Origin of the sequence: Pararhizobium gei, assembly GCF_029223885.1 — a bacterium.
In the GTDB taxonomy this organism is placed as follows: Bacteria; Pseudomonadota; Alphaproteobacteria; order Rhizobiales; family Rhizobiaceae; genus Pararhizobium; species Pararhizobium gei.
This window is the reverse complement of sequence record NZ_CP119409.1, coordinates 1,180,096-1,196,585: the sequence shown is the minus strand read 5'-3', so window position 1 is coordinate 1,196,585 and position 16,490 is coordinate 1,180,096. Positions and strand designations below refer to the sequence as shown.

Annotated in this window: 10 protein-coding genes; 3 read left to right on the top strand and 7 right to left on the bottom strand. The window is 58.1% G+C overall.

Going from position 1 to position 16,490, the window contains the following annotated elements; genetic code table 11:
• Window positions 1-13 precede the first annotated feature (13 nt).
• Complete coding sequence (locus PY308_RS05560; RefSeq protein WP_275789089.1) at window positions 14-790, bottom strand: transglutaminase family protein; 777 nt, start codon at window positions 788-790, stop codon at window positions 14-16.
• A 64-nt stretch (window positions 791-854) separates the two neighbouring features.
• On the opposite strand from PY308_RS05560, the gene PY308_RS05555 reads away from it, so the two are divergent.
• Window positions 855-1,915, top strand: a protein-coding gene (locus tag PY308_RS05555) for an IS630 family transposase (RefSeq protein WP_275782665.1) whose coding sequence is annotated in 2 segments (ribosomal slippage) — window positions 855-1,347 and window positions 1,347-1,915 — 1,062 coding nt in all. Because the reading frame shifts where the segments join, the coding sequence is not laid out codon by codon here.
• Here PY308_RS05555 and PY308_RS05550 read toward each other — a convergent pair.
• From PY308_RS05550 to PY308_RS05535, 5 genes are all read right to left on the bottom strand, one after another.
• Window positions 1,916-2,929, bottom strand: coding sequence for an RHS repeat-associated core domain-containing protein (locus tag PY308_RS05550; protein WP_275789087.1), 1,014 nt, complete (start codon window positions 2,927-2,929; stop codon window positions 1,916-1,918).
• Window positions 2,926-3,207: a hypothetical protein gene (locus PY308_RS05545; RefSeq protein WP_275789085.1), complete on the bottom strand. Its 282-nt coding sequence runs from the start codon at window positions 3,205-3,207 to the stop codon at window positions 2,926-2,928. The genes PY308_RS05550 and PY308_RS05545 overlap by 4 nt, the downstream gene beginning before the upstream one ends.
• Window positions 3,207-4,811 carry an RHS repeat-associated core domain-containing protein gene (locus PY308_RS05540; RefSeq protein ID WP_275789083.1) on the bottom strand — a complete coding sequence of 535 codons (1,605 nt, stop codon included), beginning with the start codon at window positions 4,809-4,811 and terminating at the stop codon, window positions 3,207-3,209. Before PY308_RS05540 ends, PY308_RS05545 begins: the two co-directional genes overlap by 1 nt.
• A gap of 129 nt (window positions 4,812-4,940) precedes the next feature.
• Window positions 4,941-5,102 (bottom strand): CPCC family cysteine-rich protein, encoded by a 162-nt coding sequence (locus tag PY308_RS22955; protein ID WP_350339842.1) that lies wholly within the window; start codon window positions 5,100-5,102, stop codon window positions 4,941-4,943.
• Window positions 5,089-11,322, bottom strand: coding sequence for an RHS repeat-associated core domain-containing protein (locus PY308_RS05535; protein ID WP_275789082.1), 6,234 nt, complete (start codon window positions 11,320-11,322; stop codon window positions 5,089-5,091). Before PY308_RS05535 ends, PY308_RS22955 begins: the two co-directional genes overlap by 14 nt.
• 274 nt (window positions 11,323-11,596) lie before the next feature.
• Here PY308_RS05535 and rsgA point away from each other — a divergent pair, with 274 nt between their 5' ends.
• A complete protein-coding gene (gene rsgA, locus PY308_RS05530; protein WP_275789080.1) occupies window positions 11,597-12,670 on the top strand; it encodes a ribosome small subunit-dependent GTPase A in 1,074 nt (357 codons plus the stop codon).
• A gap of 50 nt (window positions 12,671-12,720) precedes the next feature.
• Here the strand turns inward: rsgA and rtcR are convergent, their stop codons facing one another.
• A complete protein-coding gene (gene rtcR / locus PY308_RS05525; RefSeq protein WP_275789078.1) occupies window positions 12,721-14,334 on the bottom strand; it encodes an RNA repair transcriptional activator RtcR in 1,614 nt (537 codons plus the stop codon).
• A gap of 209 nt (window positions 14,335-14,543) precedes the next feature.
• On the opposite strand from rtcR, the gene PY308_RS05520 reads away from it, so the two are divergent.
• On the top strand, window positions 14,544-16,100 hold the full coding sequence (locus PY308_RS05520) for an RNA-binding protein (protein WP_338051085.1): 1,557 nt from the start codon (window positions 14,544-14,546) through the stop codon (window positions 16,098-16,100).
• Window positions 16,101-16,490: the final 390 nt, after the last annotated feature.

The window sequence follows — 16,490 nt, the reverse complement described above, 5'->3', positions numbered from 1 at the left end:
TTGAATCAGACCGTTATTCTGTCTGGCCGTCCTGCGGCCGCCACCCCATCGCTTCCGCCTTGGCAAAAGCCTGCATATTCTGCCCGTACCACTGATCGGCTTTCGCCTTCAGGTCGGCGGGAATGTCTTCCATCCGTGTATATTTCCCGGCCAGTTCCCGCCGCAACAGGCCGGCATAGGCGCTGCCCTTCTTCACCAGCCCATAGGCAAAGGTGGGATAATGCCGCAGCAGCACGTCGGAGACCGCAATCGCCCCCTCAAAATCGCCGGCGTCGATCTGATGTTCGACTAGAAACGAGGCAATCAACACGGCGGCTTCCTCATGGGATAGTGCCCGCAGGTAAACCCCGTTCGCAACCGCCTTGTCCGACATTGGCAGCTTCTGACGGTACCAGACATCGCGGGTGAACCCGCCGCCGTTGGTGGGTTCGAGGTTCCAGACCACGCCATCATCATCGGTGTATTTGATGAAGACGTGCAACGGCGCTTCAGCGAGCGTCATCTTCAGGCCCGACCGCTGGCCGACGAACACCATCAACATTGGCATGGTAATGCAGTTGCCGCGCCGAGTTGTCAGGTAGCGGCGCAGCAGGCGGTTCGCTGGCTTCTCTCCGAGCGGATCTGCAAAGTCATATTGAAAGGGCCGGTTTTCGTTCCAAGCGCCACCCTCATAGAGATAGCGTTTCAGGGCTACGAGCTTTTCGGTACTCTTTGCTCCCTCGCCTGCCATGGCCTTCACGTCCATAGCCATGCGCTCGATCGCCGCCTTATACCAACCGTCAGTGAGCATGACTCTGAAGGGGATTCCCAGCAGCCAACGAATCTGAATCTGTGATGCAAACTGGAGGTTTGTGATGGGTTCAGCGATTTCTTTGCGATCGGACTTCGACGGAGCCAGGTTGCGGCTTCTGGCTCGGCAGACACGCGATGCCGATCAGGCACGGCGGCTTCTGGCACTTGCATCGATCTATGATGGCGGCTCACGCGCCGATGCCGCCCGGCTTGGCAGTGTGACGGTTCAGATCGTGCGCGACTGGGTGGTGCGCTTCAATGAACGCGGTCCCGCCGGCCTTATCAACGGCAAGGCCCCGGGCAAACCTTCTCTCCTGAACGATGAACAGCGAACGGCTTTGGCGCAAGCCATAGAGCGCGGACCGACCCCGTATCTGGATGGAGTCGTTCGCTGGCGTCTGTGTGATCTGGCGCAATGGATTTGGGAAGAGTTCCGCATCTCGGTGAGCGAGGAGACCCTGGGCCGCGAAGTGCGTGCCATGGGCTATCGCAAGCTCTCGGCTCGCCCAAGACATCATGCGCAGGATGCCGAGGCGGCCGAGGCATTTAAAAAAACTTCCCCGCCGCTGTGGCAGAAATCGCCGCAGGTCCCGCCAAGGGCAAAGTAATCGAAATCTGGTTCCAGGACGAAGCCCGGATAGGCCAGAAGAACAAGATCACGCGTCGTTGGGCCAAGCGGGGCTCAAGGCCGTCCGCGCCGCACGACCAGCGAACCCGATCGGCCTATATCTTCGGTGCCATCTGTCCCAAGCACGGCAAGGCCGCCGCTCTCGTCATGCCGTGGTGCGACACCCATGCCATGAACCAGCACCTGATCGAGATATCCCGCAACGTCGCCGTTCATGCACACGCCGTCCTCATCATGGATCAGGCCGGATGGCACATGTCCAACAATCTCGTCGTTCCAGAAAACATCACCATCCTGCCACTGCCGCCCAAATCGCCCGAGTTGAACCCGGTCGAAAACATCTGGCAGTTCATGAGGGACAACTGGCTCTCAAACCGAGTCTTCAAATCCTACGAGGATATCGTCGACCACTGCTGCTACGCTTGGAGAACCCTCCAGCAACGACCATGGAAGATCATGTCAATCGGCCGACGCAAATGGGCGCAAGGGTTCTAATCAGTGACGGTTGGTATTAGCCGCTTCAGCATTGCTGGACGGATCCACCATTGCATCGATGGAAAGTTTTACATCGAGCAAATCGCTATTCGCTGCAAACAGCGCTTCCAGATCGTCCACCAGCCGGACAGTTCCCGCCAAAAGCGTCGAGGCTGACAGGTAGAGAGCCAGAACCGCGATGGATAGGCCTTTCATGATGCGCCCCGCAGAACCTGCTGCGTTTCCATCGTCCAAGCCAAACGAATGCCTATTCGGATCGCTCCTGTTCACCGGATCATTGCCGGCATAGGCATAACGGTTGGTGCCGACGCCCTCCATGGTCGGGTCCCATGTGTCGGGCGAGATGAACCGGCCGAACCTCGGGTCCATGTAGCGGGCGTTGAGATAGGACAGGCCGGTTTCGGCGTCGTAGCGTTCGCCGATATAGCCCTTCTGGGTATCCATATCCTTGTTGTGGGGCTCGCCGAAGGTGGCGTAGCGGTTGGTCTCGGTGGCGCCGAGGCCGCTGGTCATGCTGGTGACGGCGCTGATGGAGGAGAGGTGGTCGCGGTGAAGAAAAGTGCGCGACGTGCCGGTGACCTTGATGTCCATATGCGGATAGCGCGTGAAGCGGGTGCCGTCATATTCGACATTGGCGTCGATATAATAGGTGCTGCCGCCCGCCGATCCCCGCTTGACCCTTGCACCATCAGGACCATAGCGCAGCGTCACCGTGTTGCTGCCGACGGCCGCCACGGAGGCGACGCGGTTGGCGAGATCATAGGTGAAGTTACGCTTCCCGTCGGACACCATGTGGCCGTTGTCGTCATAGGTAAAGGCGGTGCTGCCGAGCGAAAGAGGCGCATGCGGGTGGGCGGCAGTGGCCGCGGGATAGACGAAACTCCCCGTCAGCCGCGAGCGTGACAGGAGATTGTCGTTGGCCGCATAGGTGAAGGTTTCGGAATAGGCGCCAGCGGGATCGCCCGCATTCACCGCGCCGGCGATCCGGCCGAAGCCGTCTACTACGCCAATCAACTAAGTTTAGCACGGATCAAGTAGTTTATCTGAAAAATTGCTTGTTGAGTTGCAGCACTAAGTTGGTGCCTCTCCAGATTATTTGCTGGGTGAAACGTTGATGCTGAGTCTAATGTTGCTAAATGCTGCGTAAAATCGTGGTACCAATCCGCATCATCAAACTTAAGCTCATCACGTAGCTGAAGCAATCGTTCAGCGAACTGGTCAAGGCTCTCACTTGAATGAGCGTTAATTTCATCCAGCATCTGTTGCAGTGTTGCGATGTCGCTTTGTTCCATCACCGTTTCCCTGTTATTACCGTTACGACCCTGCCATTGGATTCAGTTATCACGGTCAGATTATTCGTCTGTTCATAATGGCGTGTGCGGCCAGGAATTGGATCGGGCGAGGCTCTGCCTACCCTGACTGTGTTCTCGACAGCCGAAGGCATAACTCCACGACCCTGCATTTGGTCAAGAGCATGCCCACCGAACTCACGCCCCCCAATGACCGTCTCCGCGTTAGTGCCAGGCTTCACGTTAATCGGATTACCCAACCGTCCAATTGGCGTTGAAGCGGGCACACTATCCGCGGCAATTCGTGTTATAAACCCCCCACTACTTGCCAGCTTTCCGACGACCCCTCGCACCACATTTATTAAACTACCCGGTGACACTAAATCTGAAGGGCTGACAACATTCGGGTCAGCTATACCCGACACTCCAAATTTACGTTTTTCACGTGCAAGGGCCTCGACCTCTGGATCGACGCCATCAAATAGTCCCCCCTCATTTCCATTTCCAAGACTTTGCATTTTGTCGGCTAGAGTTGACGCCTCGTGATCTTGCCGGTCTGCTGCTTGTTGACTTTCGTAGGCTTTTGTCGCTTCCGGTTGTCCGGTTGCACCCGATACATGCCCATTCGGATCGCTCCTGTTCACCGGATCATTGCCGGCATAGGCATAACGGTTGGTGCCGACACCCTCCATCGTCGGGTCCCATGTGTCCGGCGAGATGAACCGTCCGAACCTCGGGTCCATGTAGCGGGCGTTGAGATAGGACAGGCCGGTTTCGGCGTCGTAGCGTTCGCCGATATAGCCCTTCTGGGTATCCATATCCTTGTTGTGGGGCTCGCCAAAGGTGGCGTAGCGGTTGGTCTCGGTGGCGCCGAGGCCGCTGGTCATGCTGGTGACGGCGCTGATGGAGGAGAGGTGGTCGCGGTGGAGGAAAGTGCGCGACGTGCCGGTGACCTTGATGTCCATATGCGGATAGCGCGTGAAGCGGGTGCCGTCATATTCGACATTGGCGTCGATATAATAGGTGCTGCCGCCCGCCGATCCCCGCTTGACCCTTGCACCATCAGGACCGTAGCGCAGCGTCACCGTGTTGCTGCCGACGGCCGCCACGGAGGCGACGCGGTTGGCGAGATCGTAGGTGAAGGTTCGCGTCCCGTCAGTCAGCAGGTTGCCGTTGTCGTCATAGGTAAAGGCGGTGGTGCCGAGCGAGACGGGCGCATGCGGGTGGGCGGCACTGGCCGCGGGATAGACGAAACTCCCCGTCAGCCGCGAGCGTGACAGGAGATTGTCATTGGCGGCATAGGTGAAGGTTTCGGAATAGACGCCTGCGGGATCGCCGGCATTCACCGCGCTGGCGATCCGGCCGAAGCCGTCATAGGTGTAGACCCAGTCGTTCGGCGTCCCAAGGCCGTTGATCGACAGGATGCGGCCGGTCCGGTCACGGACATAGGCCGAGCGCAGCAGCTCCGATATCGGATCGCCGTTTCCGGGATCCTTCTGCGTGACGATCTTGGTCAGCCAGCGGCGCTGCGGATCATAGGTGAAGAGGGTTTCATAACCATTGCTATAGGCGATCGACGCGGTCTGCCCATCGGCCTCGTAGGTCACGGAATTGATGTAGCCGGGGATCGAGATCAGCTGGTTCTTGCGGTCGTACGCCCAGCGGCTGGACGAGGAACCGACATCGAGCCCCAGCGGATCCGGTCCGTATTCATTTGAGGCGCCATCGCTGTTCCTTCATAAGGATTTCAGGCTCTCTTTCCATATTTTTCTCGCCTCAATCAGGCTAATTTCATTGGCGCCGCCGGCATAAGAAACATCCGCAGACTGAACAGGATCATCCTCCCAGTTACAGACATCGCAGATTTCATAATCGCCCAAATGATCAATTGTGAACATGCCACAACATGGACAGGGATTTAACTTTATCAATTTCTTGCTCCTTACAATTACTGCCTGTTCCAGTATCCAAGGCCACCAGTAGGCTTAAATAAGGTTTTTGGGGAGCGGCCTTGTCCAATGCCCCGAAGGTGTTTGTTATTGGATCGTACATAAGCCTTTCACCATTAGGTCTAACTTTGGAGAGAGCGCTGCTTGGAGGGTTCTTGAACATATCCTGCGCTTTTTGAACATACTCCTTCGCATTGGAAAGTTCGGGAAATTCGGACCGGTGCTTGTTCCAGTGCGATAGAGCGTTTTCCACTGGCGTCTTATTTTTAGTTCTCGACCAAATGGACATCAATTTTGGAAGGTTACCGACTTTTGGTACTATTGTGGCGATTACACCTACTATCGCACGTCCCGTTGTGGTCGTTGGATTTGGCGGCATTGAATTTAATAATTCATCTGTTGTTTCAAGTGGTTCTTCTGCAAAATCATCCGTGATTTTGCGTAGGTCTCCCGGTATGCGTGAAAGCCCTTCGACACTATTCTCAACATAATACTGGCTATTCTCAACACCTCGATTCCAGCCTTGATCAACCCGTTCCGACGAGCCGGAGCCAAACGTCCGGTCGAAACTGCCTTTTCCAAAGACGTTGTCCCAGCCCTCGTTCAGCCACGCATGCCCGTTCGGATCGCTTTTGTTCACCGGATCGTTCCCGGCATAAGCATAGCGGTTGGTGCCGACACCCTCCATCGTCGGGTCCCATGTGTCCGGCGAGATGAACCGTCCGAACCTCGGGTCCATGTAGCGGGCGTTGAGATAGGACAGGCCGGTTTCGGCGTCGTAGCGTTCGCCGATATAGCCCTTCTGGGTATCCATATCCTTGTTGTGGGGCTCGCCAAAGGTGGCGTAGCGGTTGGTCTCGGTGGCGCCGAGGCCGCTGGTCATGCTGGTGACGGCGCTGATGGAGGAGAGGTGGTCGCGGTGGAGGAAAGTGCGCGACGTGCCGGTGACCTTGATGTCCATATGCGGATAGCGCGTGAAGCGGGTGCCGTCATATTCGACATTGGCGTCGATATAATAGGTGCTGCCGCCCGCCGATCCCCGCTTGACCCTTGCACCATCAGGACCGTAGCGCAGCGTCACCGTGTTGCTGCCGACGGCCGCCACGGAGGCGACGCGGTTGGCGAGATCGTAGGTGAAGGTTCGCGTCCCGTCAGTCAGCAGGTTGCCGTTGTCGTCATAGGTAAAGGCGGTGGTGCCGAGCGAGACGGGCGCATGCGGGTGGGCGGCACTGGCCGCGGGATAGACGAAACTCCCCGTCAGCCGCGAGCGTGACAGGAGATTGTCATTGGCGGCATAGGTGAAGGTTTCGGAATAGGCGGGATCGCCGGCATTCACCGCGCCGGCGATCCGGCCGAAGCCGTCATAGGTATAGACCCAGTCGTTCAGCGTCCCAAGGCCGTTGATCGACAGGATGCGGCCGGTCTGGTCGCGGACATAGGCCGAGCGCAGCAGCACCGATATCGGATCGCCGTTTCCGGGATCCTTCTGCGTGGCGATCTTGGTCAGCCAGCGGCGCTGCGGATCATAGGTGAAGAACGTCTCGAAACCATTGCTATAGGCGATCGACGCGGTCTGCCCATCGGCCTCGTAGGTCACGGAATTGATGTAGCCGGGGATCGAGATCAGCTGGTTCTTGCGGTCGTACGCCCAGCGGCTGGACGAGGAACCGACATCGAGCCCCAAGGGATCCGGCCCGTATTCCTTCCACAGGGGCAGGCCGCCCTTGTCGAGACCGGTCGTCTCGGTGTGAACCAGGGGGGCGTCCAGGACGCTGTCGTTGATCGTCACCCGCTTCATCTGCTGCAGGCCGTCGGCATTGTAGCGGAATTCCTGCTTCTGCATGGAATTGGACGATTTCGTCAGCTGACCCTTGTTGTAATAGCCGCTGACGTCCTCGTCATAGACATTCTGCGACAGCAGACCGCCGCCGCTGTTCGCATTGGCATCCGCAACGCTGTTATAGACCATGGTGGTCAGGGGCCGGCCGTTGCTGTCATAGGTGATGGTCGTCACCTTGTCGCGCGCGTCCGTCTGCCGGACCAGGCGGTTGGCCTTGTCGTAGCTGTAGGACCACTGGCCCAGATCGGGATCTTTGGCCGATGTGCGGTTGCCCATCAAGTCATAGGTGTAGGTCCAGACGGAACCGGCCGCATCCTTGACGCCAAGCATGCGGTGCGCGCCATCGAAGGTCGCGCCAAAGAGCCAGCGGGAGGTCGTGCTCCCGTCTGCGGCGGGCCTGCTTCTCTGCGCCTTGGCGATCACGTCGCCGGCAGCGGAGGTATAGGTATAGATCGCCCCGCCTTCCTCATCGCCGACGCGGGTATATTGGAACGGGACACTATCGGTTATGGACAGGGTATCCTGCAGGCCGTAATGCAGGAATTTGCTGCTGCCATCCGGATTGGTGATGGCAATCGGACGGTTGGCCCAGTCGAAACTGGTCACCGTCCAGTATTGCGGTTCGCCTGCGAAATAGGGATGGGTGACCTTTTCCACATTTCCGCGGAGATCGTACCGGGTTTCGACAATCGAATTCGGCTGGGCCGCATCGATAACGCGCCAGACCCGTCCCAGGCCGTCGAAAGACTGATACTGCTCGGCATCGGCGGTGGAACTCTGCCGGCTTGTCGAGGTCTTGATGAACTGCGACGCGGGATTGCCGAACTGTTCATAGGCGGTTTTCGTATAGGCGCCCGATATGCCGTTCAAAACCTCGGTCGGCCGGCAGAAGACATCGTAGCTGTAGCTGGTGACGACGCCGTTGACATCCGTCTTCGTCGCCGGCGCGCTGCAGGCCGCGTTCGGGGTACCAGTTTCCACCAGTCCATTGGGAAAAGTCGTTTTCGTGACGAACAGACGCTGCGTCCCGTCATAGACATAGGACGTCTTGTTTCCCACGCCATTGGACGACCAGTCCAGGTTGCCGTAGTCGTCATAGTGGAATGTGGATTCCTGATACACGCCGGAGCTGGTATAATCGCGCCTGCCGGTCAACTCGCCTTTGATGGGTGCGACTTCCCCCTGCTGGTCGTCGTAGAGAAAGTTCTGGGCTCTCAGATTCTGGGTGCTGCCGGGTTCCGACAGCCTGAGCCAGGCCGGCAGCGAGACAATATAGGCGCCCTTGTTGTAGTAGAAAGCCCGTTTGGTAATGGTCTCGTCGCCGGACACGTCGCGGCGGCCTTCGTCCGTTTCCTGGGTAATATTGCCGAAATCGTCGAAGATCCGGGTTTGGCGCGTCGAGCGCTCTACCGTGCCAACCCGCAGTTCCGTTGTCGTGACGGTGTTTTGAGCCTTATAGGGGATATGCGTGTCGTCGATCTCATAGGTTTCCGCAACCACCCGCTGGACCTCGCCGTCCGGGTCGAGGAATATTTTTGTCGATGGCAGGCCGATGGCCGCGATGTTCTGGACATAGGCTGTCTTGACGATCGGCGCATCGGCCTCGCCGGTGATCTTCGGCAGGGTTTTCGCAACATTGCCGAAGCCCAGGAAGCGGCGCTTTTCGATATCATACTTGCCGTTGGCGTAATCATAGCGCGTCGTTGCCGTCTGGCCCCGGCCGTCCAGCACCGACAGGGAGCTGACGGTCGCAATGCTATAGGGCAGATAGGTGTTCTTGTAGGCCGTCGACGGCGCATAGGCCGCCTTGACCTGCCCGCCCTGCGGCGTCGTTACCGTGTTGATGAGGTGGGCGATGCCGCCGGTCGCAGACCCGTATCGGATGCGGTATTTATTGGCCTCAAAGTTGTCGAACATCTGATTGAGAGCGGCAGCGTTCTCATAATCGGTTTTTTGAGGATTATAAGAAGTGCTTGGAGTGGGCGGCGCGATGAGCAGGTCGGATTGGCCGTCGCCGTTGAAGTCGCCTGATGTGACGAAGCTGCTCCCGATACCGAGATTGGACCCATCAATGCCCGTTTGTTCCTGTGGACTGGATATCGCCTTGTAAATCCGCCAGCTCATATTGGCGAAGGGGCTGTCGCCTGTGGGTGTGGCGAACAAAACTTCGGCTTTTCCGTCTCCATCGACATCGGTTACCACAGGTGATTCGCCCCAGTCGTCGGTCTGCGAAGACCACTTGACCAGCTTGTCGCCAGTGAACAGATAAAAAAATATTTTTGATAGATCGGCAAAGTTGACAACGTCGCTCAGTCCGTCCCCGTTCACATCGGCAATGGCGCAGCTTTCCTTGCAGATGAAATCGCCAAGCTTGTCGGTTTCGAAGGTGCCATTGACGAGATACTGGAAATTGGTCTGATCATCGTCAACGAAGATGCGTTGCTGGCGCCCGTCACCGAACAGGTTCCCGACGTGGCTATCGCCGCGTATCACTTCGTCACGCCCGTCCCCGTGCCAATCGATGGGAAACAGGTTTGGATATTTATCGTCGCAAAGCGCCTTTAAGATGGGATCGGTTACAGCATCCGCACTGCCATTTGCCGCGAGGCAATTTTTGCGAATCTCCGTGAATTCGGCTCCGTTCTTGGAAAAGGTCGATTGCCACTGCACCTTCAGCTTCTCGTGCGACCATACGTCTTCATCTGGCTGGTAAAATGTCATCAGCTGCGTTTTGGTCTTGTCCGTGCCGAAATGGCCAACGGAAAGAACCTGGGCGACGTTTGCCGTTGATGAGATTGGGCTATCGTAGAGAAATGAAGGGCAAGGAAGGAGAATGTCCTTCTTGTCAAAGTCAGTATTTCGAAGCGGGCTGTGATATAAAAAATAGGTGCAGTTCTCCGCCCCGTAGCCGCTCCATTTGGCCTTCAATATCTCCGTTATGCCATCGGAATTCACATCGACGGCAGCGTAGGAGTTTCGCAGAAAGTTTTTGGTCTTCGTCTGGTTGTCGACCTCGTAACGCTCCGTTACTTTTTGAATCGGAATGCCGTTGAGTCCAACAATTTCCTGGCTTGGCGCAAAACCGCTTGAGGTCGGGTCATTATAGGCGAACGTCGTCGGCGGCAGCGCACTGCCGGAGGCGATGGCATAATTAGCATCCAGGACAAGGTCGCTTCCAAACTGCTGGATCGATGTCAGGCGCGACGCATTGCTGAAAGGCGCCTGATCATAGGACAGCTTGTAACCCGACGTGTTTGTGCCTGATGTCTGAACCACAACCGCCTTTATGCGCATTTTCGTGTAGGACAGCGAGTGTCCGTTGGCTGCCACGATATAGTCCGGCCGGGCGTCGTAATGGAACCGGATCGTCCTGACGGGCGTCCCGATTGCTCGATTGTGATAATCAATGGCGGTGGGATAGCAGACCGGTAATTCGGGGCAGCTGTAAAAATATTTGATCTTGTTGCCGTATGTGTCGGCCGTTTCCGTAGCCAGCCATCGATACTCGAAGCGGGTTTCATGCTCGCTCGTATCGTCGTTGGCAGCCGCACTCGCGATTGTGCCAACCGACGTGAACGTGGTTTTGGTTCCGTCGCGGGCGGTCACTTCCCAAAGATTGCTGGCAGGAATATATTTGATTTTCAGATAATTCTCGACTTCGGACACCCACGTGTTCGGCGTGTTGTTGGTTCCACCGCCGGTATCCTGAGCGACGCATGAGGCTCCGTAGCCCTTGCAGCGAGCCAGCGGCTCACCGTTCAGCGTGTAAACATCTGTATCCGGCGCCGGGAGAACCGGATATTGCGGGATGCCAAGGTCGGCCCCGACACGTTCGATGACGGGAATGCCGGAAAGGCCCCAGCCAAAGCCGAGCCAGCCCTGGTAGCTTCCACCCGTTTTGGTCTTCCGGCTCGAATTATAGGTAAGTTCAAGCTTGGGTTCGAGACCGCGGAATGCGGGAACGTCGATAGGATAGGTGTAGGAAAAGGCGCCGTTGTTCGTGACGTCGCCGAGCGTCGGATGTGCTCCCCAGGCTCCGCCATGTTGCTCCTCGACGGAGCTGTTTTCGACAACCACGCCGCCTGCGGCATCGGTGACCGCCGTCGGCTCCTCGACGGGTTGTGCCCGCTTCAGTTCAGTCTTTTCAGGCTGTGCCGGCTCCAACTCCGGCTGCGTCGGCACAGGCTCCCCGACCTCTGCCGGGACCTCTAACGGGCTTTCTATCGCGGGAACTGTTTCGTCCAGTTGAGGATCGTCCGCAGAGGCACCGGTCGCAACCGACACCAAAAGACCTGCAACAAGTCCGAAACCAATGCCGCGCAACTTCATGAATCACCCCTCACACCATAAGTTGCAACAGGGCTAATTGAGTTTCATGATATCCGCAATACGCGGTTGTGGAAATATGGCGAAAACATGGTGGAATATGTCATTGCGAGATGGACGGCATGAAGAGGCCACCGTGCCCTAAGCGCGAACGTGAGGGAAACGTCGCCCTTCCAACAGGGAAATCACTGGCGGTGTTGCGCAGCATAGGTTTATGAAGACAGACTAACCGGCTGGCCCTGCAACGCGACCGGATCCACGAAATCGAGGGGCACGCTTGCCAGAAAACCGACCCGAGCCTGTCTCCACGCCATCGCGGGATCTTTTCGATCTCGGTTGGCGGCCGTTTTTTTCACAGCAGATCGATGCGGATGAATTCGGGCTTTTCAAGATCTGCCGGGTGACGGCTGTGCATCGATCGGTGTTACATGTTCTTGGTGTCGATAATGAAGGAACGGTTCCTCATTTTGCTGCCGACCGCGGCGTTGACGGTGGATTCGCGACTGCGGGAGACTGGCTTCTGCTCGATCCGCAAACCCTGCAACCGAAGCGGCTTCTCCGCAGGTTCAGCCTGATAAAGCGTCGCGCTCCTGGAAAAAGGGGCGGGTTGCAGATGATCGCGGCCAATGTCGATACCCTGTTCATCGTGACGTCCTGCAATCAGGATTTCAATATCGCCCGCCTCGAACGCTATCTGACGCTGGCGCGTGAAGCGAATGTCACGCCCGTGATCGTCGTCACCAAGTCGGATCTGGCGGACGAGCCGGATGCCTTCCGCCGGGCGGCTGACGCCCTTTTGTCGGGGCTCGATGTGGTCGCCCTCAATGCGCGTTTGCCTGAGGAGGTCGCGCAACTCGCGCCCTGGTGCGGCCGGGGTCAGACAGTGGCCTTCGTCGGCTCCTCGGGGGTCGGAAAGTCCACTCTCATCAACACCATGACGGGAGCTGGACGAATTTCGACCCAGGCTGTTCGAGAGGATGATGCCAAGGGCAGGCACACCACCTCGGCCCGTCAACTGCACCGGCTCGACAGCGGCGGCTGGCTGCTGGACACGCCCGGTATGCGTGAGTTGCAGTTGCAGGACGTCCAGCAGGGAATTGAGGATGTGTTTGCCGATATCTCGGAGTTGGCGCTGTCCTGTCGCTTCCGTAACTGTCTGCACGGGACAGAGCCAGGCTGCGCGGTGCGGGCTGCCGTCGATCGTGGCGAGCTTGACGCGACCCGCTTCGAGCGGTGGAAAAAACTTGCCGCGGAAGACGCTCTGAACACGCAGTCCCGGGGTGATCGCCGAGCCAAGAGCCGGAACGGCGCCAGGGTTGTCAAAACCGGGAAACCTGAACTGCCCGAGTAAAAAACAGGCGATCTCTCGGTGGCAATGGCGCCGCATCGCCTGCCGGTCCTTCAAGGGCTGGTTCGCTTCCTGACATCATCGAACTTCAGATCGAAACGCGCGAGGTATTTCGTCAGACGGTCGGCATCATTGCTGCTTTTCTTGTCCAGTCGCGAGACAGCAAAGAGGGCCCGGCCGGCAGCGCTTGCGGTTGTGTGCTCCCGGCAGGTTCGGATGACGTCGTGCAGTTGCGCGACATCGAAGCGGTCCAGTCGCGTGGTGGCTTCAACGCCCAATATTTCCTCAACCAGAACGTCCGATGGGTGACTGCCAGACGAGGCGTGCCAAAAGCTATTGAGCCGCCGAACTTCGTCATCGACAACGTCCGTCGTGATCCGTCCAGAAGGGGCGAGCGTGGCCATGCGGGTCACAGAAGCCGAGAGATCCCGGAAATTGGCGCTCCAGACAGCTTGTGGTCCGGTTGCGAATGCAAGGTAGCGTTGGCGCGCTTCCTTGTTGAAGGTAACATTCTCACCTTCCCGCTCCAGAAAGCGTTTCAGCTCGAAGTCGAGATTGGGCTCGATATCCTCCTTGCGCTCGCGCAGGCCCGGCAGTTGGAAGGTCCAGAGATTCAGGCGGGCATAAAGATCTTCGCGGAATTTGCCCTTGCGCACATCTTCGCCGAGATCGCGATTGGTGCCGGCCAACAGCTGGAAGTCGGCGGATACTTCCCGGTCGGCGCCGACGGGAAGGAAGCGTTTCTCCTCGATCGCGCGCAGGCACATGGCCTGTTCGTCGAGGCCGAGTTCGCCGATCTCGTCAAGGAACAGCACGCCCTTGTCGGCGGATTTGAGCAGTCCGGAACGCTCGCCTGCTGCGCCTGTGAACGCGCCCTTCACGTGGCCGAACAAAGTGGACATGGCCTGGTCGCCGCGCAGCGTCGCGCAGTTGACCTCGATGAAGGGGCCGCTGACCTTGCGCTGGCTTTTCTTGAGTTCATAGATTTTGCGCGCGAGCTGCGACTTGCCGGCACCCGTTGGACCGGTCAGGAGCACGGGCGCTTTCGAGCGAATGACCACCCGTTCGATCTCGTCGATCATTCGGTTGAATTCGGCATTGCGGGTCGAAATGCCGGATTTCAGGAATGAAGCGGCGTCCGCACGCTCGGAGGCAAAGCGTTTTGCAATCTCGTCGTAGCGAGAGAGATCAAGGTCGATGATCCGGTGCGTGCCGGCAAAATCCTGGTCCGGCTCCCGGTCGCGCGGCGGCGAAAGCTGCAGCAACTGGCCGGGAATGATGCGGGCTTCCGTTAACAGGAACCAGCAGATCTGCGCCACATGCGTGCCGGTGGTGATGTTGACAAGATAATCCTCCGTATCGGGGTCGAACGGGTAGATGCGGGCAAAATCGCGAAGGTTCGTATAAACCTCGGAAAAATCCCACGGGTCGCGGAAATTGATGACATTGCTGCGCACCTGCGTTGCCGGCGACACGGTCGCTATGTCTGCAATGATCCGGTTGGCGAGTGCGCTCGCATGATTGTCATGGATGAGTTCCAATCGGTCGATGAACAAGCCGGCCTGCTGGCACAGCCCGACATTCGGCCGCCAGCGGCTCCAGCGATTGTCCCATTTTCCCATGTCGAGGGTGGTTCCCAATATGCTGATGGCAACACGCCGCTTCATAACTTATCCAATTTTATAAAGGATGATAATATTGGATATTATAATGAACGTGCCGACCATTCGCAATTTCCGGATGCGTTTGGGAACGCAAAATATTCCTTTATAAATAACAGCAAGATAGAAGAAATTTTTTCTTTTTGCGGATGATTTTCTCTAACTGGCACGCGTCTTGAAATGTATCTGGCATGAACCAACCAAGAGGTGCTGTCATGGTCAACAAGGCGATCTTCAAAACCTACCTCGGAAAACTGCTTTCGGGCACGGACACGAAAAACCACGAAGCTGCGCCGGCTTACACGCTGACGCCGCGTGAAGCGTTGGCGCAGTATGCCGTGACCGGCATGTTCAACGGAACCTTCTATGCGGATGGTGCCGGTCAACTGGAGGCGGTCAAGGTGCTTGCGCTTCAGGTCGAACCGGAGTTCCTGGCCAAGGTGGCGGTCTATGCTGCAGAGAAGGGCCACATGAAGGACATGCCGGTCACCCTGCTGGCCATGCTGTCCGGTCTTCAGAGCCACGCCTTTGCCGGCGCGTTTCCCCGCGTGGTCAAGAGCGGCAAGATGCTGCGCGGCTTCGTCCAAGTGATGCGGTCGGGTGCCACAGGACGCAAGTCGCTCGGCACGCGACCGAAGAAGCTGGTGCAGGCGTGGCTCGAGCGGGCAAGCACGGAACAGATCCTGCGCGCGATGGTCGGCAACGACCCGTCGCTTGCCGATGTGATCCGCATGGTGCACCCGAAGCCGGCGTCGGAAGAACGCAGGGCGCTCTATGCCTGGGCGATCGGCAAGCCGCACGACTACGCGGCCCTGCCGGACCTCATCAAGGCGCTGGAAGCCTTTCGGCGCGACCAGACGGCTACTATGCCGGACGTGCCGTTCCAGATGCTGACCTCGCTGCCGCTGACGCGGGAGCATTGGGTCGAAATCGCCGAAAAGGGCGGCTGGCAGATGGTGCGGCAGAACCTCAACACCTTTGCACGCAATGGCGTGTTCGAGGTTGAAGGGTTCGCCGAGGCGCTGGCTGCGCGACTGGCCGATCCGGACGAGGTCCGCAAGGCCAAGGTCTTTCCCTATCAACTGATGATGGCGTGGAAGATGGTCGATGGCCAGGTTCCGGATGTCGTGCGCGATGCACTGCAGGACGCCATGGATGTCGCGATCGCCAATGTGCCGTCGCTTGCCGGCAATGTGGTGCTCTGCCCGGACGTTTCCGGCTCCATGGGTTCGCCGGTAACTGGTTACCGCAAGGGGGCGACATCCGCGGTCCGCTGCATCGATGTCGCTGGTCTGATGACCGCGGCGTTCCTGCAGCGCAACCCGAAGGCGCGGGTGCTGCCGTTCGAGAACGACGTGGTGAACGTCAAGCTCAACCGGCGGGATTCGGTGATGACCAATGCTGCCAAGCTGGCGGCAGTCGGCGGCGGCGGAACGAACTGCTCCGCTCCGCTGAGGAAACTCGCAAACGAGAAGGCGAAGGTCGATCTCGTCGTGTTCATCTCGGACAACCAGTCCTGGATGGATGCGGGCAAGAGTGGTCAGCCGACGGCTGTGATGATGGAATGGGCAAGGATCAAGCGGGTCAATCCGGCTGCAAAGCTGGTCTGCCTTGATATCCAGCCCCATGCCACCACACAGGCGCCGACGCGGGACGACGTGCTTAACATCGGCGGTTTCTCGGATGCCGTCTATGGGGTGATCACGGCGTTTGCGGCCAACTCGAACAGAGCGGACGGCTGGGTGAAAACCATCGAGTCGATCGAGCTGTGACGTAAAAGCAATAAACCCACGCCGCCGTGAACGGCGCGGGACCGTGACGAATGCCGGATGAAACTACAGGCTGTTACCCTCCAGGTCGCGGGTTCAAATCCCGCCGGGGCCTCCATTTTGTGGCCCCGTAGCTCAGCGGATAGAGCAGGACGTTTCTCCACACCTCGTTGTCACGGACGCATGACATGGCGAATGCAAAGGAAACTACATCGGCCGCGGCGGGTTCAAACCCTGCAAGGGAAGTCACGCTCCCATTCTGGTAGCGGAGTTTCCTTGAACACTGGTCGCCATGACAGAGGCAAAAGGCCGGAAACGATACTGGTGCTCCGCAAATGGAGTTGTGGGTTCGAAGCCTGCTCCGTCGTCACCTCGTCTTGGAGGAACGGTGGA